The following is a 22,127-nucleotide window of genomic DNA, read 5'->3' on the forward strand; positions in this document are numbered from 1 at the left end:
GCGACAGTATTGATAATGTATTGGTCTCAACAACGCTGAAAGATCTTATAGAAGATCATGATCTTCAGAAATAGTTTGAGAGAAAGGCAGGCTATTAATATGATGCGACAGGTCTATATGGATCATGCGGCTACTACTCCAGTGGCTTCCGAAGTTCTCAAAGAGATGATGCCCTATTTCACTGAGTCTTTTGGGAACCCTTCATCTCTTTATACGCTGGGACAGCAGAACAAAGAGGTTGTGAGAGCTGCCCGCGAAAAGGTTGCCGAGGTGCTGAACGCATCGCCCGATGAGATATATTTTACGAGCGGCGGTACAGAATCGGATAATTGGGCTTTGAAAGGAGTGGCTTTTACCTATCGAAATAAAGGGAATCACATTATCACAACAAAAATAGAACATCACGCGGTGCTTCATTCAGCAGAGTATCTTGCTGGCCTTGGCTATGATATTACCTACCTCGGCGTAGATGAAGAGGGTCGTGTCTCTGTAGATGATGTAAGAAAGGCCATCACAGAGAAGACGGTTCTTGTTTCGGTGATGTTTGCAAACAACGAGATAGGGACCATTCAGCCCATTGCCGAGATCGGAAGGCTATGCCGGGAAAAGGGCGTGCTCTTTCACACAGACGCTGTTCAGGCGGTAGCTCACATACCTATTGATGTGAAAGCCATGGATATTGACCTGCTCTCTCTTTCAGCCCATAAATTTTACGGCCCCAAGGGAACGGGCGTCATGTATATTCGGAAAGGCGTAAAGCTCGATAACTTTATCCATGGAGGCGGCCAGGAAAAAGGCCGCAGGGCCACAACTGAGAATGTGGCAGGCATTGTGGGCCTGGGCATCGCCATAGAGCGGGCAGCAGGGAAGATAAGCTCGGAAAAAAGTCGTCTTACCGCTTTGAGGGATGGTTTAATAGAAGAAATCATGGCTCGGATCCCTTATGCAAAACTCAATGGTGCAGCGGGGGATGGCAGGCTGCCCAATAATGTGAATGTAAGCCTAATAGGGGTAGAAGGTGAGACACTTCTCATGGATCTTGACATGTTCGGCATAGCGGCGTCTACAGGAAGCGCCTGTTCTTCCGGTTCCCTCGATCCATCCCATGTGCTTATGGCAATAGGGCTGACCCACGAACAGGCTCACGGTTCCCTTCGTCTCACCCTTGGGGAATCCACCACAGAAGAAGATGTGGCCTATGTTGTTGAAAAACTTGCAGGAATAGTAGAGCGGCGTAGAAACATGTCGCCTTTATGGGAAGATTTTCTGAAGGCAGAGGAAAGGAGCGAGAAGAATGCTCTATAGTGAAATAGTAATGGATCACTTTCAGAATCCCCGCAATGTGGGAGAGATAAAGGATGCAGACGGCGTTGGGGAAGCGGGAAACCCAAGATGCGGCGATATTATGAAGATATATATCAAGGTTGAGAATGACCATATTGTGGATATTAAGTTTAAGACCTTCGGCTGCGCGTCAGCCATCGCTTCTTCAAGTATGGCCACAGAGCTTGTAATGGGAAAGACTATAGAGGAAGCATGGAATATAACGAACAGCGCTGTGGCGAAAGCTCTTGATGGACTTCCACCGATAAAAATGCATTGCTCTGTACTGGCAGAGGAGGCCATTCATGGGGCAATAAACGACTATCGCCGGCGTCAGGGCCTTGAACCCTGGGAAGACAAAAGCCATGATGAACTGGTGGACGAGCACTCCCACCACTTTCATCATCAGGGATAACAATGATTCCCCGCCGTTATGACCGGAACATAGCAAGTTTAGGAATGGAGGGACAGGAACGCCTCTTTCGATGCCACGTTCTTGTAGCTGGTTGCGGAGGACTCGGCGGGGTGGTTGTTGAAATTCTGGCCCGGGCAGGGGTAGGAACGCTCACCCTTGTAGATGGGGATGTGTTTTCAGAGAGTAATTTAAATCGTCAGCTCTTGGCAAAGGAAGACAATTTTGGGCGATTAAAGGCTGAAGCGGCTGAGGCGAGAGTAAAAGAGATCAATGGCCATGTCAACGTGTGGGCGGTTCCTCACATGTTGACTGAGGATAATTGTCAGTCACTTCTGGCAGGAGTGGATTTGGCAATTGATGCCCTTGATAGCAATTTGGCAAGGGCTGTTCTCTATAAAGGGTGCAAGGAGGCGAAAGTTCCTGTCATCCATGGCGCTCTTGGGGGGATGATTGGGCAGGTGGGACGATATAGACCATGGGAAAAAACTCATTTTGATGTTTTTGAAGGGAGTCTCCCTGACGCGGGCATTGAGGTTGCGGCGGGAACTCCAAGTTTCACCCCTTATGTTATCGGTGCCCTTGAAGCGGCAGAGGCCATTAAATATCTGGCGGAGGTGGAAGAGATACGGTGGGGAACTCTTACGCTTGTAGATCTTGCCATCATGTCTATGGAGACTTTGGAACTATGATAGCCAATGAGGAAATGAAGCGCTGTCCCTGGGCGGAAACCCATCCATTGCTCACTGCGTATCACGATGAAGAATGGGGTGTTCCTCAATACGACGAAGAGCGCCTTTTCGAACTGTTGATTCTAGAATCGGCCCAGGCGGGATTGAGCTGGCTCACTGTTCTTAAGAAGAGAGAAGGCTATCGAGATGCCTTTGCCCAGTTCGATGTTGAAAAAGTGGCGGCCTTTGATCAGCAAAAAATAGAGGGGCTCTGTCAGAGCCCCCACATCATACAAAACAGGCGAAAGATCGCGGCGGCGGTGAACAATGCGCGCCAATTCATTGCCATTGCTGAAAAGCATGGTTCTTTTTCGCGCTTTTTATGGAGTTTTGTAGATAACAAACCCATAACCAATCACTGGAAAAATCCGTCAGACGTACCGGCTTCCACCCCTCTTTCTGCCCGCTTGAGCGGGGAGCTGAAAAAAAGAGGATTTACCTTCGTCGGCCCCATCATCTGCTATTCCTATATGCAGGCAGTGGGGATGGTCAATGACCATCTCATCCATTGCTTTTGTCATGGAAAATCTTTTTAATGTCTATAATGCGAATTCTTCAATCCCCAGTTTTTTCAATTGCTCATAGGTAGGAATGCCCTTTTCGTCCCAGCCTCTGGCTGCATAGTAGCATTCAAGTTGTTTCTGAAGGTCGGGAAGTGTGTCCGCGGCTCCTCCTGTTCCGCGCGGTTCGTGAAGAATCCGTTCTGGTAAAGTATCGTCATCCTTTGTGAAGCCGCACCGGGAGTTGAAAAGCCGCTTCAGTGTAAAGATGCGCTTACCTGTCTCTTCTAGCTCTTCTCTGGTCATCTCCCAGCCTGTAACGCCGTGAATCCATGTAAGGAGATCATCAATGGAGACACAGGCAAGGATTGGAAATTTGCATATTTTTAGAGAGTCGAGAACGCCCATAAAGTTCTGGAAAGGAACGTTCAGTTCTCCTTTCCCGTCATCGATGGCCCTGTCGAGGACCTCTGTAATTCCAAAATCCTTATAAGTAGCGTTTCGTTCACAGGCGTATGTGTAGCCTGAAAGATGGCAGGCTCCGCGGCTTGATGTGGCATATCCGGCAGCCAGGCTTTTGTAGCAGCGAGGATCGTGGGCAGGAAGGTCAAGGCCTTTTACGTGAATTGCATATCGCTCAGCCCCATGTCCTATTATTTCAGCTGCCTTGCGGGTTCCTAGGCTGAGAATAGCGCCGAAGCCTTCTCTTTTTCCCATGGCTTCCACTATTCGGATCATGGCCTTTCCGTCTCCCCAATTAAGGGGAAATCCGATTTCTTTCTCTGTAACGATGCCCCGTTCAAAAAGCTCCATGGCAAAGGCTACTGCTGCCCCTGTCGAGATGGTGTCGAGGCCGTAGCGGTTACAGATATCGGCAGCCCGGGCTATATCTTTCAGATCGTTGACAAGACAGTTGCTTCCCAACATGCCGATGGTTTCGTACTCAGGCCCTGCCCCAGCAATATTATCGAAGGCAACTTCTCTCCCGCAACGGATGGGACACGCAACGCAGCCGTAATTTTCTGTGAGGATTGTGTCGGCCATGGCTTCACCCGTAATAGACAAGACTTCTGGTTTCCATGAGCCTTGCTGCCAGTTTTTAATGGGCAAATCCCCGTATTCTTCGGCCAAGGATACTCCGCCGGCAGTTCCAAAACGGGTCATACCTGCCAATTTCTGAGAAAATAAAAGGTGTTTTTCTTTTGAGAGGGCCCGCACTTTTTCTTCGTCGAACAGGCCTGGTCTAAAAGTCCCCCCAGCGACAATGGCTTTTAGATTTTTACTTCCCATGACTGCGCCAAGGCCGCATCGACCAGCAGCTCGAGCATGGGGTCCGTCGTGCATTATTCCTGCTATGAGGGCCATTTTTTCTCCTGCCGGGCCTATGCATGAAACACCGCAAGCTCCTCCAAACTCCTCTTTAAGCATCTGTTCGGTTTCAAAGGAATCTTTTCCCCATAAAAGAGATGCGTCGCGAAGAGAAACTTCTCCGTTGCGAATGACTATATAGACAGGCTTTTCAGCTTTCCCCTCCACAATAAGGCCGTAAAAGCCCCCTCGCAAAAGATGAAATCCAAAAGTTCCGCCAGCGTCTGATTCGCCGTGGGCCCCTGTCAGGGGAGATTTTGAAACGATCTGATGTCGGCCGCTGGTGGGTATTCCAGTGCCCTGAAAGGGTCCATTCATAAAAATAAGCGGGTTTTCCGCCCCTAAAGGGTCAATTTCCGGACGGGAATATTTGAAGTAAAAATAGGTGCCGAGGCCTGAACCTCCTATGAAACGGCGAGCTACCCCCTCTTCCACTGAGAACGTATCTATTGTCCCAGTGGAAAGATCGATATGGACCATTTGCATTTTCATAACCAATCTCCCCCTTTATTGCCTTTTTTACTCTTTTCATTATATACTGCAAATATTTCTTGAGCATTTATTATTACAACAAAAAGGAGCCCTGCTTTGATGGAATTCAACCGAGGGGAACGTGCCCTATTAGTGACATCCGTAGGTTTTTGGATTAATCTGGTTCTTACCATTGTAAAATATGCGGCAGGATTCACCGCTCATAGCGGAGCCATGATTGCTGACGCCACCCATTCTCTCTCAGATCTTGTTACCGATGTAGTGGTGTTTTTCGGTTTTAAAGTGGTCAACAAGCCCGCAGATAAAGATCATCGGTATGGCCATGGAAAGGTGGAAACTCTTTTAGCTTCTTTATGCGGAGTGGTCTTATTTGTGGCAGGCACTGGGATTTTGCTTGAAGCCGCTCATAAAATTATTATGATCTTGAGAGGAGAGGCTCTTCCCCGGCCTGGAATGCTTGCCTTGGGGGCTGCCTTTTTGTCCATTGTGGTAAAAGAACTTCTATACCGATATACAGCCCACTGGGCCAAAAATATAAACAGCCCGGCTCTTTTGGCCAAGGCTTGGGACCATCGTTCCGATGCTTTTTCGTCCATAGGCGTTCTTTTTGGCATCGCAGGGGCCCGTTTTTTAGGAGGCGGAGGCCGCATCCTCGATCCCATTGCGGCAGCTGCTGTAAGTTTTTTTATCATTCGAGTCTCGCTGCCGATAATGCTTGAGAGCTTGAATGAACTTCTTGAGGGAGCTCTCGATAGAGAAACGGAAGAGCGGATCATAGCCCTTATAAGGGAGTCGAAGGAGATTCGCGAAGTCCACCATTTGCGAACTCGTCGGGTCGGTCCCTATATTGCCATGGAAACCCATGTTCTCGTCGATAGGTCTATGAGCCTGGTGGAAGCCCATTATATAGCCTCAGTGGTGGAAGACAGGCTTCATCAGGAGTTTGGGCCGGAAACCCTCATCTCCCTTCATGTTGAACCTCTTCCGGAAAGAGGGAAAGATCACGTTGATGACCACGTGTCGGAACATCCGAACCACCCCCATTAAATAAGAAATCTGAGGCCCGGGTACATAGGTTGCCCGGGCTTTTCCTTTGTCGTATAATTATTGGTTAGCAAAGGTCAGGGAAGGGTGATGGCATGCCTGTAACATATAAAGATTACTACGCTGTTCTCGGGATTGATCGCAGCGCCTCCCAGGATGATGTTCGCAAGGCCTATCGTAATTTAGCGAAAAAGTACCATCCTGATGTAAACAAATCGCCGGGAAGTGAAGAGCGGTATAAAGAGATCAACGAAGCCTATGAAGTGCTTAAGGATCCTGATAAACGCCAGAGGTACGATACTTTAGGCAATCAGTGGAGAGAGGGCCAAACCTTTACTCCTCCGCCAGAATGGGGACATGGCGGTACTTTCCGCATGGATTTTGGTGAAGGAGGGGGCTCTGACTTCAGTGAATTCTTCAAGACCATTTTTGGAGGTTTTGGAGGTGTCCAGGGCGGGGCTGAGGACTTTTTCTTCAGAGGTGCGCCTCGGCGCCGCAAGGGGGAAGATATTGAAGTTCAGATGGAGCTGACTCTCTCAGATGTGATTTGCCGTGATTCCAAGACTATTTCGCTAGAACGGTATGAGATTGGGGCTGATGGCCGGCGGATTCCTCGAACTCAGACCCTTACTATCAACTTCCCTCAGGGTATTACCGACGGCAGCCGGATACGCCTCCCCGGAAAAGGGGGTCAGGGAATGGGCGAGGGGCCAAATGGAGATCTCTATATCACGATAAAGCTGAGAAAGGATCCACACTTTCAGGTGGATCAATATGATTTGACCACTGTCATGCGCGTTTCACCCTGGGAAGCGGCATTAGGAACCTCCCTTTCGGTGAAAACTCTTCAGGGAGTGGTGAGTATGAAGCTTCCGGCAGGAACACAGAGCGGGCAGCGTCTTCGCTTGAGGGGGAAAGGACTGCCGCGAAGGAAAGGAGCTCAGCCTGGAAACTTATATGTGATCGTAGAGATCGCTGTTCCTAAAAGCTTGTCACAAAAGGAGCGGGAGCTCTTTGAAGAGTTGGCGAAAGTTTCATCCTTTAACCCTCGCGGCATGAAAGATCAATGAAGTTCAAGGAGAGGGGCAGACTGAGGTTTGGGAGAAGAAAGAGAAAGAACTTCAATAGATATGGAATCGCTTCGCCCCTGCTCATCCATTACAGAAATACTATGACGCCCCGGAGAGAGCTTCCAGAAGAGCTCTTTCGGGGCTTTGCTTTGCCCGAAAAACTCATTATCCAAATACCAGAAAAGAATATCCTTGCTTCCTTCACATCGGAGGGCTATCTTTTGTCCCCTTCCTTCGGGGGTGAGAAAGAATTGAGATTGGGGCAGAGGCGATGTGATAGTTAGTTTCTGCGGTTCTTGAGTAAGGGGTATATCTGGCTGTCCTTTGCCTTTTTGGTGAATGGAGCAGCGGTCGTTTCTTGAAATGCCTGGAATGTACCAGTCCATTCTGTGGGCGGGGCAATTTTTTGTGGGAGGAAGGCCTGAAAGGGCGCAGACCTCTCGTTGGGCAAGAGCGGCAGGGGGCATGTACCACTTACATTTTCCTTTTGTGGCGGCCTGGATCATTTCTATGGCGGCGGAAGACGCAATTTTTAACCCCGTAAGAAGAGGATGGGGGAAACCCGCGGGGTCTCCAAACCAGACAACTATCGTATGTTCAGGGGTATAGGCTGCGGTCCAGGCATCCCTCAATCCGTAGGATGTTCCCGTTTTAAAGGCTATGGACATATTCTGGTTGGCCATTCCCTCCTGATGTACAGGAAGTAAACGGCCTGGATCCCTTAATATATCTGCAATAAGAAAGCAGCTCGCCTCGTCAAAAATCCGTTTTTCGTAGGGAGCATCATTTTCCTTTACCATTTGAAGGGGGCGTTGAATGCCTAAATTGGCCAGGGTTTCGTAGGCCAGGGCCATTTGGGTTACAGTGGTTTCGCACCCTCCGAGAATCAGGGAATCCCCATAATGGGACGGTTCGTGAGTGAGGGATGCAATGCCGGCAGCTCGCAGTGTTTGAAGAAGAGTCTCTGTCCCTACGGTGCGAAGAACTCTCACAGCCGGAACGTTCAGTGAAAGGGCGAGGGCTTTTCTTGCTGAAACGGGACCCCGGTAGGTAAGGTCAAAGTTTCGGGGAGCGAGGCCGCCGAAGGAAAGAGGCGAGTCCACAAGAAGGGAAGAAGGGGTAAGAAGACCTCTTCTGAAAGCTTCGAGATAGACAAAGGGTTTAAGGGCTGAACCTGGTGAACGCAGAGCCTGACAGCAGTCAATCCAGCTCCCCCACTGTTTTGTTCCCAGCCGCCCATTCCCTACATAGGCCAGGATAGCGCCAGTGGGATTATGAACGACCATGGCGGCTCCAGTAATAGAAGGGGGGAGGCCGCTAAGGGTTCTCTGAATAACATGCTCTGCTCGCTTCTGAAGTTGCATGTCCAGGGTTGTTGTAATGACAAGAGCTTCAGACTGAGAGAGCACTTGGTGGGCAAAATGGAAGGCCAAGGCTGGCATGGAATAGGTTTGGTCTGGAAGTGGGGTTCCAGCCCTTTTCGCGGCGAAACTTTTTGATATGAGTTTTTGATCCGCAATAGCGGCCAATATCTGGTTTCGGAGCGTCATGGCTCTCTTGGGGTTTCTGTCCGGCCTGAATAGGGAGGGGCCTCGGAGCATGCCGATGAGGAGGGCCGCTTCTTCTACGTTAAGGGTGGCGGCCGGCTTGCCAAACCAGATTCGGCTCGCTGCTTCTACCCCTCGAATGTTGCTTCCGAAAGGCGCTCTATTGAGATAGATTTCAAGAATTTCTTTTTTTGAAAGAAGTCTTTCCAGTTTCATGGCCTGAAGGAACTCAGCTATTTTCATGGGGATGGTTCGCGGCCTTGAAATAGAGAGGCGGATGACCTGGCTTGTGATAGTAGAGGCACCGGAAACGACTTTCTTAGCTCGGATGTTTTGCAATCCTGCCCGGGCAATGGCAAAAAAATCTACGCCATGGTGAGACCAGAATTTGCGGTCTTCAATAGCTACGGCGATATGGGGGAGCCAAGCGCCCATTTGTTCGTAAGATATGGGAATGCACCATTCTGAAGAGGAAGAAAGGCTCACGAAAAAAGGACGCAGCTTTTCATCGAGAAGGATAGGTGAAGTTGGCCATTCTCTGACCTTTTCAATATGTAATGGTATGAGAAGAGGGCTGACCCAGAGGAGAAAAAGGAGAGCTCCGCCCAGGACCAGCCCTTTACGCCATTTTTTATTCAATGGTGAGCGTGCCTCCATGGCTCAGGCTCCTTATGCCCGGATTATACATGTCTTCCACTGACACTGGCGGAAGGGCAAAGGTGCCCCGGGTTACAGCTCTTGTTGTGTATCGATATATAAGGGGGCCTTTAAGGTTTGTAATGAAAAGGATAAGGCGGTCGTCCCTTTTTTCTGCCCTGATCTCGCCCCCGTCAGCGGGCATATAGTAGATTTCTCCTGTGGATTCTATTTCCAACCCGCCGGGAAGAAGATCTGAGAGCACAAGGGTTGTCGTTGGGGCCAAGGGAGTGACATAAAGCTCCACAGAAAGCTTCTGCCCGAGGGAGGCGCTGCTGTTTACAACCCGCCGTACTTCAATTCCCTTATTGTAAGCTTCTACCGCTGCCTCTGGCACTCCCGAAAGGGACAGGCCGTAATAAAGGGGTCCTTCCCCTTTAAGGCGAAGGATCAGGTCGTGAGAAACAGCGTCTAAAGGAAGGGCGATCTCTTCTTTCTCTGAGATTTTTGCAAGGGGCGATCCCTCAGAAAGAAACACTTCTGCAGTAAAAGGCTTCTTTTGAAGAGGCAAAGTGCTTTCCATATATCGTCCCAGTGCGAGAAGGACTAAGGCGTTTTCCTGAGTTGTTTCCCACGTTTCTTTATAAAGCTGTTCAGTAAGTTCGGATGCAAGGGCTATTGTTTCTGGCGCCAGAGGGTCGAGAGCGTTCCACATTAGCAGCAGCAGGGCTTTGTTTCTCCAGTACAGTTCGTAGGTAGGGCCCCCCACCCCTTCTTCTGTTGAAAAAAGTACTTGGCCGAGCTCTTTTAATGGGGCGGTGTTTTTCTGATAAAGAGAGTAGGCTCCGGCCAGAAAGATCCGCCCTGAATCAGTCATTGCCTGTCTGTGCCCTTTCAGGTGCTCCATCCAGCCCAAGGGAGGTTCCCCGTTCAATGTAAGAACATAAGAGGCATAGGCTCTGACTGCTAGTTTTTCAGGCCCTTCTTCATCGCTAAGAGAAAGAATCTGGCGCAGATAGGACAAAGCCCCTTCCAGCAGACCTTCTGGAAGAGGAATATTCTTTTTGGCTGTTTCTACAAGAAAATGGGAGGCGTAGATGCTGCCCCATAAGTGGGGAATGCCCTCACCGCTCCACGAAACGAAACTGCCGTCAAAAAGCTGAAGGTTTCCAAGGCGGCGAAAAATGGATTCTAGCTGCTTCTCCACCTCTTTTTCAGAGGAGAGAAGAGGATCAATGTGTTTTGCCAGATTAGGCATCACAAGCAGTGGCCAGCCCCTCGATACGGTTTGTTCAAGACAGCTGTAGGGGTAATAATGCACGAAATTGAAAGCGCCGGTGAGGTTAGCCGTGGGAAGGGCCGATAGAATCAGCGTTCCCTTTTGTGTTCCAGAGAACCATCCACCGGAAACTGGAAGAGTATGGTCTCCTTCTTCTGTGATAACGCCGCTTTGAGTTGTGGTTATTTTGGGATAGGGCGGACGGATTGTTATCTCTTTAGAAAGGGTGAAGCTTTTCTCTCCCCACTGAGCTTCAATGTCAAGGCTTCCTGTTCCGGCTTTTGCCCCTGCGGTTACGGGCATTGCCGTGCTAATTCTGCCCTTTGCCGGGACAGAAAGGGTGACCACTTTATTGTCATCTATGGTCATGCCCTGGACCTCCTTGACCCGAAGGGTCACTTTTTGTTCAACATCCCCCTGGGAGAAAAGGGTGACAGGCATTATAAAATGATCCCCAGGGGCAACAGCCCGCGGAAGGGAAGGTTCTACAACTATGTCACGCTGAATGACCACTGATTGCGCAAAAGATCCAAAAGCAGAACCTGCCACAGCTACAGCCATGAGGCGCCCTTTACCGCTGAATTCGGGGATGTCAAGGTCTATGACCGCCTTGCCTTCATGGTTTGTCCCTGCCTCCCCTTCAAAAAGAGAGAGGATGGTAAAGGATCGTCCTGTAAGGAGGGGTGAGAGCAGGCCGCCCATTGCAGCGTCATACATAGCTTCAGCGCTGTCTCCTCCCGAGGGATGAAGAAGAGGAGTTTTCCGGGATTCAAGGGGCATAAGCTGGTCGTACATGTCGTTTGTGAAAGCTGACAGCTCTCTTTTGCCCAAAAAGAATGTATCCGGGGCAGGAGTTTCATATCCGGTTAGCCCTAAAATGCCCTCATCAACTAAAGCCAGTGCAACGTACCCCTCCACAGGTCTTTGCTTGAAATCTTTGAGCCAGACCGTTACGGGAAGACGGGAGCCAGGTTCTATTTCCTGTGGGCTTTCTATTGAAACGGATAAGTGAGATTCTGGTTTATCGACGAAAAGGGGGATTGTTCCTAAAGCGCGGTGCGCCCCCCATGCATCGTAATCTTTATCTGAAACAGAACGAATGACCCAAGCAGTGCAATAGGCGTTGGGAACCATATCTTCCGTAATCTTGACCTTGAGAGAGGTTTCTCCGGATTTCATTTCTTCTATTTTTCGAATAAGCTGTTTATCTGTATCCACTGTAAAGAGAAGCAGTCCCTGGAAAGGGGATTGGATGTTAACAGTGGCAGTTTCCCCAGGGACATATTTTTCTTTATCGGTGGAGATGATAACCCTGTCGATAAGGGGAGAGCCACCTTCCCCGGATTCAAAAGAGTACCAGGCCTGCAGCCTTGTTGACGCTGAACTGCCCGTTTCCTGATCTTCAAATTGCAGAAGGTATTCTCCAGGCTCCTGGGGAGTGAAGGTAAAAAGGCCGATTCCCTGGGAAAGAGCGACTTCTTTGACTTCAGGTGTTCCAATTTCTTCCTGTTCTTCCATGCGGGTCTGGTCAGCATACCGTTTCAAGGTGTAATGTTTCATGATCTTTGACACAGACACGGTGAGGGAGTGAAGAGGAGCCGGGGTTCCGTCAGGGATCACTGCTGCCACTCTGATTTCATAAGGTTTTTGTGGGAGCGGGGCGTCTTTGCTTTTCTCTATGCCAATCATGTAGGGGGCGGGATAGCAGGGTATGGAAACTGTTTGGGGGACCCAACGTCCACCCTCTTCCCTCACCCTGATGGTAAAAAGAAAGTTTAAGACTGACGGAGCTATGAGTTCTCCCCTCGCTTTATAAGAGAGAGATCCCTTGCCTGTTTCATCGAGATTGCCTTGTCCAATGAATTCACTGACAGGTTCCGATTTTTTTTCCGGATCTCCAAAAATGTAGGCTTTCCATTTGGGGTGAGCAAAGGAAGAAGAAACAGCCCTTACCTCTCCTTCCCAGGGGAGATCAGAGGCAGGGGCTCCGAAAAGGTAGCGGGAAGAAAATGAAAGCAGTAATTCCTCTTCTGGCTTGAGGGCCTTGACACTTTCTTCAATGAGGACCTCGAGGCGTGGAGGGGCAAACTCTTCAACATAGAAGGTCATGGTTCCAAGGGGGGGTTTTTCATTTCCTGGCATAAGAAGGGACAGCTGATAGGCTCCTGTCATAATGTTTTCAGGGATTTCCCATGAGTAGAGGAGCGTTCCTTCTTGAGAAAGTTTCGCTGTGGAACGGGAGAGTTCTTTCCCATGGCTGGAAGTGATGGTAAGAAGGAGAGGGAAAGAAGATGGCGCCTGGTGTGCTCCATCTCTCACAATCGCCTTGAATTGGGCGGTTTCTCCCGGTCTGAAAATATTGCGGGGAGCGAAACAGAAAGCTTCGTATCCCTTTCGAAGATAGGGGCGGCCAGAAATGTCAAAACCGTTGTCAGCGACGACGTTTCTATCCAAAGGCAGAAAAGATATATCCCCGTCTTTCTCTACGGTAATAAGGAAGGGGCGGAGTTCATCGTTCCATGGCGCTGTGCGATGAAGCATAAAAATGCCGTCCCGTCCTGTTTTTCCTTCTGCTATGAGTTGGTTGCTTCGGGAATAGACGCGCACTTCAGCTTTCACCAAAGCTTCGAGTTTCCGAATAGAGTTGGCCCAGACCATGATCCCCTCAGAATAGGTTCTTGCCATAATTCCTATATCGGTGAGGGCCACCACTTGCTGGGCCTCCTGCCATGTGTTTGGAGCGGTGTTTCTTGCAGTGAGCAGAAAAACCCCCTTCTCGTCCTTTGCCAGTTCTCGAAGGTCTATGGCCCGCCTTTCAGCAATATTGGGGGTGCCCTGGATTTTTGCTTTTTTCTGAGCCGTAAGGTTTGAAAGTTCCCGTGGGACAGAATTAATGCCTGTCATCACCGCATAGGGTATGTTATTTTCGTAAAGACGCCACAGGCTCATTTCCACTTCATCTATATTGACTGTTTCAAGAGGGATTCGAGAGTCTTCCGCGGGGGCGAGGAACATTCCTCCCGTGGGAAAGGCAATAGAAGGTTCAACATCTGAAAAAACAAACGCTTTTTTGAATTCTTCGCCTAACTGACTTCCAGTTCGGGTGGAGAGTTCCTTTTTCAAGGTGAGGACATAGCGCTGGCGGGGTTGAAAGGGACCATCAATTGTAAATCCGTTGTATTCAGGGTTTACTGTAAAGGGGATCTTTGGCTCAAGAGATATGAAATTGCTGGCTTTTGCCATATCTATCGGCGAGGATGTCTGGATCATAATAGATCCGCGGTTCGGTCCCTGAAGATAATTCCATGATCCACGAACGGCCAAAGCAGAGGATAGCAGTATTTTTTGCTCAATGGGCCTTTCGAGACCGAGGGGGCCTGCTTCGCTGGTCAGCCCACTGGCAATGGAAAGAAGAAGCTCATTTCCGTCAAAGGGTCGGGTTGTAAGAGTAATTGAGGTGGAGGGTTGTTCCCCTGAAACAGCATAGGGTACCATTTTCCCATAGGAGTCTTTGAGGGTTGCGAATCCGCGAATTCGAATGGGAGAAACAGGAGCGGAAAAAAGAAGTTCTAGGGTAGCGAGGCCATCCTCTGTAAGATCAATTTGACGGCACTCAACAAAAGTCAAAGGCGGGGTCTGGAAGCGGAAAGAGTGGCGGCCCGCCAATAGCCGTCCTTTTTCATCACGCAGGTCTTCTTTCATTTCTACAGTATATTGAGTGGCGGAAGAAAGAGGTTTGATGAGTTTCAGTGTGAAGGTTTGAGGATCGTTCCATGTTCCTTCAGCCGGAATGGCAGGGTATATGGATAAGGGCCATGTTTCAGAAGGCGTGACTGGGGCCGAAAAAACAACAGTTATAAGGGGCGCTCTTTCTTCTATTGATCCTTGCGGCTTGAAATCTGTGACTACAAAGTCTTCAGCGGCCCAAAGGTGTCCCGAAACCAAAAAGAGAACGAGGATGACAAAAGTCAGAAGAGGAATATTTTTCTTCTTCATGGTTTTCCCTCCATTAAAAAAGTCTTTTCATATCATACATATTATATCTTCTTCTTTTGTTCTCACCATAAGAGTTTTCTTATAAAATAGAAGTAATTAGAAGATAAAAAGAGAAATTAAGATTAAAATGACAGAAATAGAGAATAAAGCACTTTCAGCAACATTAAGCCCTCTTGAATGACCAATGCTGACCTTTATAATACTTAATGGTTAGTAAAGGTCAAACACGCCAGGATCGAAGGGCGGTTTCACGGGGAGGTATATGATAATGGATATTTCAAAATTTACAAAAAAATCACAAGAAGCACTGTCTTCAGCTCAAGACATGGCCCTTCGCTGGGGACACCAAGAAGTAGATGGTGAACATTTGCTTCTGGCCCTTCTCGAGCAGTCTGAAGGGCTGATTCCCCGTATACTTCAGAAAATGAACGTGCCTGTTGATGCCTTGAAAAAGGATGTGGAGCGGGAACTAGAAAAACGTCCGCGAGTTTCCGGGCCGGGATTGGAGCCGGGGAAGATCTATATTTCTCGCCGTGTTTCTCAAATTCTTGTACAGGCGCAGGAACGGGCAGAGCGATTGAAAGATGAATATGTTTCTGTGGAGCACATTTTTTCATGCTTTTTAGAAGAGGGTTCCGCTACAGCAGCGGGTCGGATTATTGCCGGATACAACATAACCATAGAGTCTTTTCTTGAAACATTGACCGCGGTTCGGGGATCTCAGCGGGTAAGCAGCGAAAATCCGGAAGAAACCTACGAGGCCCTTGATAAATACGGTCGAGACCTGGTAAAAATGGCACGCTTTGGAAAGCTGGATCCTGTGATAGGCAGGGATGAGGAAGTGCGGAGGGTTATTCGGATACTAAGCCGAAAAACGAAGAACAATCCTGTGCTGATAGGCGATCCGGGCGTGGGTAAAACAGCCATTGTTGAAGGGCTTGCCCAGCGGATTGTTCGGGGGGACGTTCCGGAAGGGCTAAAGGATCGAAGCATTTTTGCCCTCGATATGGGGTCTCTTGTGGCCGGAGCTAAATATAGAGGGGAGTTTGAAGAACGCCTTAAGGCTGTTTTGAATGAAATAAAGACCAGCGAGGGGCGGATTATTCTTTTTATTGATGAACTGCATACCATAGTAGGAGCAGGCGCGGCGGAAGGGGCTATTGATGCGGGGAACATGCTGAAGCCCATGCTGGCCAGGGGAGAGCTTCACTGTATTGGCGCTACAACTATCGATGAATATCGGAAACGTATCGAAAAGGACGCGGCTCTGGCCCGGCGTTTCCAGCCGGTTTTGGTAGAACAGCCTGATGTGGAAGATACCATTTCTATTTTGAGGGGTTTGAAAGAACGACTGGAGGTCCATCACGGCGTGCGTATTCGGGACAATGCCCTTGTGGGGGCGGCGGTACTTTCAAACCGTTATATAACTGATCGCTTTTTGCCTGATAAAGCCATTGATCTTGTTGATGAGGCCTGTGCCATGATCCGGACGGAGATCGATTCTTTGCCCGCTGAACTCGACGCGGCATCCCGAAAGGTGATGCAGCTTGAGATAGAGGAGGCGGCGCTCAAAAAAGAAAAAGACGCGGCCAGTCTTGAACGTCTGAGTGTTCTCCAGAAGGAACTTCAGGAGGCCCGGGAAGAAGCAGATGCCCTTCGTGCTCAGTATGAGAGCGAAAAAGAAGTCATCTCTAAAGTTCGCAAGATGCGCGAAGAAATTGACGCTGTAAAAAGAGAGATAGAAAAGGCTGAGCGGGAATATGATTTGAATAAGGCGGCGGAATTAAAACACGGGCGCCTTCCAGAATTACAGCAGCAGTTGAAAAAAGAAGAGGGGGCTCATGCCGCTGGACAAGAAGGGGATCAGCTTTTGCGGGAAGAAGTTACTGAAGATGAGATTGCCGAGATCGTTAGCCGCTGGACAGGCATTCCTGTGACTCGCCTTATGGAGGGGGAGCGGGAGAAACTTTTGAAGCTCGACGAGATTCTCCATCAGCGGGTTATTGGACAAGACGAGGCTGTTGAACTTGTGGCTGATGCGGTGATACGGGCACGGTCAGGCATCAAGGATCCCCGCAGGCCTGTAGGGTCCTTTATTTTTCTTGGTCCCACAGGGGTGGGAAAGACTGAGCTGGCTAAGACCCTTGCCGAGGCGTTGTTCGATAGTGAAGATAATATGATCCGTATCGATATGTCGGAATACATGGAAAAATTCTCTGTATCAAGGCTTATCGGAGCCCCCCCTGGCTATGTTGGATATGAGGAAGGTGGTCAGCTTACTGAGGCGGTGCGGCGTCGCCCCTATTCTGTGATTCTTTTTGATGAGATAGAGAAAGCTCACCACGATGTTTTCAATGTTTTGCTTCAAATCCTTGACGATGGCAGGGTTACAGACAGTCAGGGCCATGTGGTGGATTTTAAGAATACAGTAATCATCATGACGAGTAATATAGGGGCTCCCCTTCTTCTTGAGGGGATCACTGGAGACGGGCAGATCAAAGAAGATGCTCGCGAGGCTGTGATGAAAGAGCTGCGCCAGGCCTTTCGGCCGGAATTTCTGAACAGGGTTGATGATGTGGTTCTATTCAAGCCACTCCAGAGGCATGAGATACGCCAGATTGTCAAGCTATTAGCACAAGAGCTTCAGAAGCGTTTGAAAGATCATAGGATTGATCTTGAATTGTCAGAAGAAGCGGTAGACTATATTGCCGATGCAGGGTACGATCCAGTTTTTGGAGCCCGTCCCTTGAAGCGTTTCATCGTAAAACAGCTGGAAACCAGAATGGCACGATCTCTTGTGGCTGGAGAGGTTCGGGAAGGGAGCAAGGTATATGTCACAGTGAAAGACAAGGCCCTTGCATTTCAAACGAATCCTCCCCATCCTGACTGTTAAAGCAGAGAGTTGGCAACCTTCGTTATATTAATTGGGTATACATAAACGGGCCGGGATTTTCCAGGCCCGTTTGTATCGTATAATGGAACCTCTATAGTCTAGGGAAAATTGCTTTTAACTCTTTTCAAAGGGGCTGACAACGTGAATCGGAGAAAAAAATGCCTTGGGCTTGCGTGGGCGGTGCCTTTCTGTTGCTTATTAGTACTCGTTTCCACTCCTTCCTGGGCTTGTACAGCTGTTCTTGTGGGGAGATCCGCGAGCGCGGATGGTTCTGTGATCAATTCTCATACTGCTGATAATTGGTATGATGCAAATCTAAGGGTGGTAAAAGGACAAAAATACTCTCCGGGAACGATGATGGATGTTTACATCAACCTTTTAGGAGAAGACGCGAACCCGCCTCGGGTGATCGGCCAAATTCCTCAGGCTGAAGAAACCTACACATATTTCCACATAGGCTATTCCTGCTTCAACGAGCATCAGCTCTCCATCGGTGAGAGTACTGTTGGGCAGAAAGACGAATTAAGCGCTTTCCTTCCTGATGCGAAAGGGATTCTTACCATTGAGCAGTTGGAAATTATAGCTCTTCAACGAACAAAAACTGCTCGCGAAGCCATTAAACTTATGGGGGAGCTTGCTGAAACCTATGGATTTCTTCCTTCCTGTGTTGGTCAGGGCGAGGCTCTTACCATTGCCGATCCCAATGAGGCCTGGATTTTTGAGATTCGCAGTGTTGGTTTCATGTGGAAACCGGGAAGCGGCATCCCGGGGGCTGTCTGGGCAGCTCAGCGAGTGCCTGACGATGAAGTTGCTGTGGTAACCAACGGAAGCGTTATTACAGAGATTGATCTGAGTCAGCCCAGCTATTTTATGGCTTCTAAGAATTATCAGGATGTAGCTATACAGCATGGCTGGTACAAGCCAGGCTCCAGACGCCCTTTTAACTGGAGGGAAGCCTACTCCCCCCGTTCTGGGTATTGGTCTATGTATAGCGACTGGATTCGGCAAAGGCTCCATTATCTTTTTAAAACACTGGATCCTTCCAAGGAATGGGATCCGAACGCAGATGTTTCTTTTTATCCCTTTTCTATTAAGCCAAAGAAAAAAATATCCGTTCAAGATGTGATGACCATGCAACGTTCTACCCTTGAAGGAACGCCTTTCAACATGGAGGATAATCCAGCCTGGCTTGTTCCCGATGTTAATGGCAAACTTGTAAAAAGCGAGTTGGCAACTCCCTTCCCAGACAACTCTATGCGTGACCTCTTGAATATTCCATATCACCGGCCTATTTCGGCTAAAACATCCTATAGTTTTGTTTCACAATCCAGAAGCTGGCTTCCTGCCCCTGTAGGCGGAATATTGTGGTTTTCTATGGGACATCCCCATATGGGAGTTTATGTGCCGGTTTATGCTGGAACCACCATTATCCCGAAAGAATGGCAAAATTTCAAGATAGGCCGTTTTGACCAATCTTCTGCCAGATGGGTATTCTATTTGGCTGCTGATCTGGTGAATCGGCGTTATCAATTAGCTTTTCGAGATATGGAGCAGGTTCGCGTTCCCTTTGAAAGGGAATTGTTTGAGAAACAGGCAGAGATTGAAAAAAAGGCAGTGAAATTGTGGAGCTCTTCTCCAGAGTTGGGTACCGCTTATTTGAATGAGATTTCTAACAATGGGATGAAAGATGCCATGGAAAAATGGTGGGATCTCTGTACCCTTCTCATCTCCAAATATATGTGGGGCAGGGTCTGGTGAGAATGAGAAAAAGGTTTCGGATAGCAGCTTTTCTTTTTACCGCTTTTCTGATTGTTTTTATCTCTCTTTCTCCGAGCCGGGGGGCTGGCGCGGGAGGCCGAGTTATTTATGCGGTAGGGGACCGGGCACAGGATCCCTTTGAATTTATTAGCGAAACACAAGTACCGACGGGGTTCCTTGTTGAGCTTTTACAATCTATCGCCAGACAGAAAGAGCTTTCTTTAAACTTCAGAATGGTACGTTGGCAAGAAGTTCCAGCGCTTCTTTATTCTTCCCATGTGGATCTGTTGCTAGGAGTGGCAGATGCTCGTGGCAATGATGCCATATTGCCTCGTTTAGCGCCTGTGGTAAATATTCCACCATCTTCTTCACAAACAGACCAGCGTGGAGTGGGGTTGCCTAATGTTTCGGGAAAAGAAATAGGACAATATTATTTCTCCCTTCCAGTGCTTAAAGTTCCCTATTCCATTTTTACACGAAAAGGCTTGGGCGGCAGCCGCTTGAGCGACGTTTCCGGTAAAGCCATTGTTGTAGAGCAGGGCAGCGCTGAAGAAGAATATCTCCGCTCGAGCGGCCTGGCTTCAGAGATCGTATTGGCAAACCATCCGGTGGAGATCGTTCATCTTCTTTCATCGGGGCAATATGACTTTGCCCTCATGAACCTTTATCAGGGATTGGCTATCTGTAAAAAAATTTCTATTGCAAATGTGGTCGCCACGTCTTTGAACCTTTTTAGCAAAGATTGGGGATACACTGTTGCCCATGGGGATATATCTTTGGCGGGGATATTACGAGAAGGCCTTGCTGATTCCCGCCGCAATGGTACTTACGACAGGCTCTATCGCAAGTGGTTTGATGAATACAGGCAGGATGGGAGAATCGATAAAGGACTGATAATAAAAGTAGTAGGCGGCTTTGCCATTGCTATAATCCTTATTCTCTTATGGAACTTGTCCCTTAAAAGACAGGTGACCAGGATTGTAAGAGAGAGAGAGAGGCTGATAGACTTTATTCGTGATGGTATTTTAGCTATAGATAATCGCGGTCGTATCACCCTCATTAACCGTTCTGCGCGCAAGCTTCTGAATATGACTTCTGATGTAGAAGGGCAGGATGTAGACAGCCTTGTGCCTGAAATCAACCTCACAGGGGTTCTAACGTCTGGGGAAACAACCTATGACCTCGAACAGAACGTTGGGGGAACCCCCCTGGTAATAAACAAAATTCCTGTGGTGTTAAATAATCAAGTGGCTGGGGCCATTGCCAGTTTTCGTGACATGTCTGAAATTCATGCGATGGCAGAAGAGATGACAGGCGTTCGTATGTACGTGGATTCCTTACGGGTCCAGAACCATGAGTTTGTAAATAAACTCCAGGCCATCTCCGGTCTTATACAGCTGGGCAAATATGAGCGGGCTTTGACTTTTATCGCTCAGGAACAAGCTCCGGGACAAATAACGGCTTCTTTGATTGCAGAAAGAATTAAGAACCCCGCGGTAGGGGGTATCCTTTTGGGGAAATTAGGGCGATGCCGAGAGTTGGGTATAGAGTGCGAGATTACTCCCGATAGTTATTGCGGCGAGCTTGCAGCAATCAGCGACCAGGCACTTGTCATTATCATCGGGAACCTCATGGAAAATGCCATAGAAGCTGTACTCAATCTTCGTGACCGGAAAGGTAAAATATCTTTTTCTATTTTTGACGAGTCGAATCAGATAATGCTATGTGTTTGGGATAACGGGGGAAAACTTTCTAAAGAAAAGGCAAGTAAAATTTTTGAGAAAGGGTTTTCCACCAAAGCCCGTCCCCGTACTTCTGGATATGGACTTTACAACATCAGGAGAATGGTGGATGCGCTGGGGGGAGACATCTCTTTAGATTTCAGTTTTGATGAATTTACTGAGTTTATTGTTACCCTTCCCAATAGAGAAGGAGGAGATTTTTTTGAATAAGATAGAGGTTCTCGTAGTTGAGGATGATCCTATGGTGGCGGAGATACACCAAAATTTTATTAATAGCTTAGAAGATTTTCGCGTTGTTGCAGTGGCTGGAGATGGCGCAAAAGCTCTTGAGCTGTTAGATGTGTTGCCGATTCGCCTTTTAATCCTTGATATCTTTCTTCCAGGTCTTGACGGTTTGAATACTCTGCGTAAAATACGAGAACTGCAAAAGAATGTTGACGTAATTATCGTTTCAGCATCCAGAGATGTAAGCACTGTAAACGAAGCTATTCAGGCTGGAGCATTCGATTATATTGTAAAGCCCTTTGTATATGAACGGTTGAAAGCCTCTTTGGAATCTTTCAGACAAATGGAAGTTAAGCTTAAAAGAGGGCCACGAGACGTGGATCAAGCAGATATAGACAGCCTTTTTCAGGTTAAAAGCTATAAAAATTACCAATCATCACTTCCTAAAGGTTTGAATCCGGAAATGCTGAAAAAGGTGGAGAGCCTTTTGCGGCGAACCAGCGATTCCCTTTCTGCTGTGGAAGTGGCGGAATCCCTTAATGTTTCGCGAATAACCGCAAGGCGGTATTTGGAATATTTTGTAGCTTCTGGGAAAGCTATAATGAAAAGGGAATATCAGGATGTAGGACGTCCTATTAACAAATATAAACTCATTTAAACATAGCTACAGATTAATTTAGACGTTATAGGGGGGCTTAAAGCCCCCCTATTGTTTTGTTCATTTAGTTCAAATCTATAAAGCCAGACGTAGACTATATTGAGGATCTTTTTTTATTCTTTAATTTTAAACAAAACATTACACTCGTGAACGAAAAAAACTAAAATCTTGTTGTCCTGCCCTCTTCAAGCTACCATTTCATGCGAAAAATTGAACTTATTTATCTATTGAGGAGGGAAACATATGAAACTTAAGACAATGAACCCAAAAAGCTTCTTGCTTTTTGGAGTGGTATTCCTTTCTGCCGCTCTTTTTTTTGCAGGCGCAGCAAGTGCTGCTGAAATGCCTGCTGTGGAACCTCCTGTTATTGTAACTACCTGTGGACAGAGTCCGGGCGCCGTCATGGTAAAAATGTCTCTTATGCAATCTCAAATAACCCCTGTGGAAAGCAAC

General features: G+C 48.1%; 13 protein-coding genes and 1 pseudogene. 11 read left to right on the forward strand and 3 right to left on the reverse strand.

Translation table 11 applies throughout. The features are described 5' to 3' along the window. The first annotated feature begins 102 nt into the window (after window positions 1-102). The 4 genes from nifS to BUC50_RS04540 are packed head-to-tail and all read left to right on the forward strand — an operon-like array spanning window position 103 to window position 3,002. Window positions 103-1,305: a cysteine desulfurase NifS gene (nifS, locus tag BUC50_RS04525; protein ID WP_273015533.1), complete on the forward strand. Its 1,203-nt coding sequence runs from the start codon at window positions 103-105 to the stop codon at window positions 1,303-1,305. Beyond that, window positions 1,295-1,738 carry a Fe-S cluster assembly scaffold protein NifU gene (nifU, locus tag BUC50_RS04530; RefSeq protein ID WP_013047577.1) on the forward strand — a complete coding sequence of 148 codons (444 nt, stop codon included), beginning with the start codon at window positions 1,295-1,297 and terminating at the stop codon, window positions 1,736-1,738. Before nifS ends, nifU begins: the two co-directional genes overlap by 11 nt. A 2-nt stretch (window positions 1,739-1,740) precedes the next feature. Further along, on the forward strand, window positions 1,741-2,427 hold the full coding sequence (locus tag BUC50_RS04535; RefSeq protein ID WP_013047578.1) for a HesA/MoeB/ThiF family protein: 687 nt from the start codon (window positions 1,741-1,743) through the stop codon (window positions 2,425-2,427). Then, complete coding sequence (locus tag BUC50_RS04540; protein ID WP_041459293.1) at window positions 2,424-3,002, forward strand: DNA-3-methyladenine glycosylase I; 579 nt, start codon at window positions 2,424-2,426, stop codon at window positions 3,000-3,002. The genes BUC50_RS04535 and BUC50_RS04540 overlap by 4 nt, the downstream gene beginning before the upstream one ends. A 3-nt stretch (window positions 3,003-3,005) precedes the next feature. Here BUC50_RS04540 and BUC50_RS04545 read toward each other — a convergent pair whose 3' ends face one another. Then, entirely contained in the window at window positions 3,006-4,826 is a 1,821-nt protein-coding gene (locus BUC50_RS04545) for an aldehyde ferredoxin oxidoreductase family protein (RefSeq protein ID WP_273313328.1), read from the reverse strand. 99 nt (window positions 4,827-4,925) lie between these two features. Between BUC50_RS04545 and BUC50_RS04550 the strand changes: the two genes are divergently transcribed. Together BUC50_RS04550 and BUC50_RS04555 are read left to right on the forward strand one after the other, a co-directional pair. Next, complete coding sequence (locus tag BUC50_RS04550) at window positions 4,926-5,873, forward strand: cation diffusion facilitator family transporter (protein WP_286677185.1); 948 nt, start codon at window positions 4,926-4,928, stop codon at window positions 5,871-5,873. A gap of 92 nt (window positions 5,874-5,965) precedes the next feature. Continuing rightward, complete coding sequence (locus BUC50_RS04555) at window positions 5,966-6,940, forward strand: DnaJ C-terminal domain-containing protein (RefSeq protein WP_286677186.1); 975 nt, start codon at window positions 5,966-5,968, stop codon at window positions 6,938-6,940. On the opposite strand, the gene pbpC is transcribed toward BUC50_RS04555, so the two are convergent. Both pbpC and BUC50_RS04565 read right to left on the reverse strand, forming a co-directional pair. Next, window positions 6,934-9,144, reverse strand: a complete 2,211-nt coding sequence (gene pbpC, locus BUC50_RS04560) for a penicillin-binding protein 1C (protein WP_013047583.1) — start codon at window positions 9,142-9,144, stop codon at window positions 6,934-6,936. The two genes, BUC50_RS04555 and pbpC, sit on opposite strands and share 7 nt — an antisense overlap. Beyond that, a complete protein-coding gene (locus tag BUC50_RS04565; RefSeq protein WP_286677187.1) occupies window positions 9,119-14,398 on the reverse strand; it encodes an Ig-like domain-containing alpha-2-macroglobulin family protein in 5,280 nt (1,759 codons plus the stop codon). Before BUC50_RS04565 ends, pbpC begins: the two co-directional genes overlap by 26 nt. Before the next feature lie 268 nt (window positions 14,399-14,666). Between BUC50_RS04565 and clpB the strand changes: the two genes are divergently transcribed. From clpB to BUC50_RS04590, 5 genes and pseudogenes are all read left to right on the forward strand, one after another. Then, window positions 14,667-17,291 carry an ATP-dependent chaperone ClpB gene (gene clpB, locus BUC50_RS04570; protein WP_273015315.1) on the forward strand — a complete coding sequence of 875 codons (2,625 nt, stop codon included), beginning with the start codon at window positions 14,667-14,669 and terminating at the stop codon, window positions 17,289-17,291. A 141-nt stretch (window positions 17,292-17,432) separates the two neighbouring features. Beyond that, window positions 17,433-19,049 (forward strand): dipeptidase, encoded by a 1,617-nt coding sequence (locus tag BUC50_RS04575; RefSeq protein ID WP_273312787.1) that lies wholly within the window; start codon window positions 17,433-17,435, stop codon window positions 19,047-19,049. Between the two features lie 2 nt (window positions 19,050-19,051). Further along, window positions 19,052-21,001, forward strand: coding sequence for an ATP-binding protein (locus tag BUC50_RS04580; protein WP_286677188.1), 1,950 nt, complete (start codon window positions 19,052-19,054; stop codon window positions 20,999-21,001). After that, window positions 20,994-21,674 carry a response regulator gene (locus BUC50_RS04585; RefSeq protein ID WP_013047588.1) on the forward strand — a complete coding sequence of 227 codons (681 nt, stop codon included), beginning with the start codon at window positions 20,994-20,996 and terminating at the stop codon, window positions 21,672-21,674. The genes BUC50_RS04580 and BUC50_RS04585 overlap by 8 nt, the downstream gene beginning before the upstream one ends. A 243-nt stretch (window positions 21,675-21,917) precedes the next feature. Then, window positions 21,918-22,127 (forward strand): annotated as a pseudogene (locus BUC50_RS04590) (DUF6305 family protein); the annotation flags it as partial.

This window comes from Aminobacterium sp. EBM-42 (assembly GCF_001896635.1).
Lineage (GTDB): Bacteria > Synergistota > Synergistia > Synergistales > Aminobacteriaceae > Aminobacterium > Aminobacterium colombiense.

Bases quoted from the DNA above. Each gene is read 5' to 3' on its own strand.
- BUC50_RS04555 (WP_286677186.1), top strand. From the start codon at position 5,966: ATGCCTGTAACATATAAAGATTACTACGCTGTTCTCGGGATTGATCGC.
- BUC50_RS04535 (WP_013047578.1), top strand. From the start codon at position 1,741: ATGATTCCCCGCCGTTATGACCGGAACATAGCAAGTTTAGGAATGGAG.
- pbpC (WP_013047583.1), bottom strand. From the start codon at position 9,144: ATGGAGGCACGCTCACCATTGAATAAAAAATGGCGTAAAGGGCTGGTC.
- clpB (WP_273015315.1), top strand. From the start codon at position 14,667: ATGGATATTTCAAAATTTACAAAAAAATCACAAGAAGCACTGTCTTCA.
- BUC50_RS04565 (WP_286677187.1), bottom strand. From the start codon at position 14,398: ATGAAGAAGAAAAATATTCCTCTTCTGACTTTTGTCATCCTCGTTCTC.
- nifU (WP_013047577.1), top strand. From the start codon at position 1,295: ATGCTCTATAGTGAAATAGTAATGGATCACTTTCAGAATCCCCGCAAT.
- BUC50_RS04580 (WP_286677188.1), top strand. From the start codon at position 19,052: ATGAGAAAAAGGTTTCGGATAGCAGCTTTTCTTTTTACCGCTTTTCTG.
- BUC50_RS04545 (WP_273313328.1), bottom strand. From the start codon at position 4,826: ATGAAAATGCAAATGGTCCATATCGATCTTTCCACTGGGACAATAGAT.
- BUC50_RS04550 (WP_286677185.1), top strand. From the start codon at position 4,926: ATGGAATTCAACCGAGGGGAACGTGCCCTATTAGTGACATCCGTAGGT.
- nifS (WP_273015533.1), top strand. From the start codon at position 103: ATGCGACAGGTCTATATGGATCATGCGGCTACTACTCCAGTGGCTTCC.
- BUC50_RS04540 (WP_041459293.1), top strand. From the start codon at position 2,424: ATGATAGCCAATGAGGAAATGAAGCGCTGTCCCTGGGCGGAAACCCAT.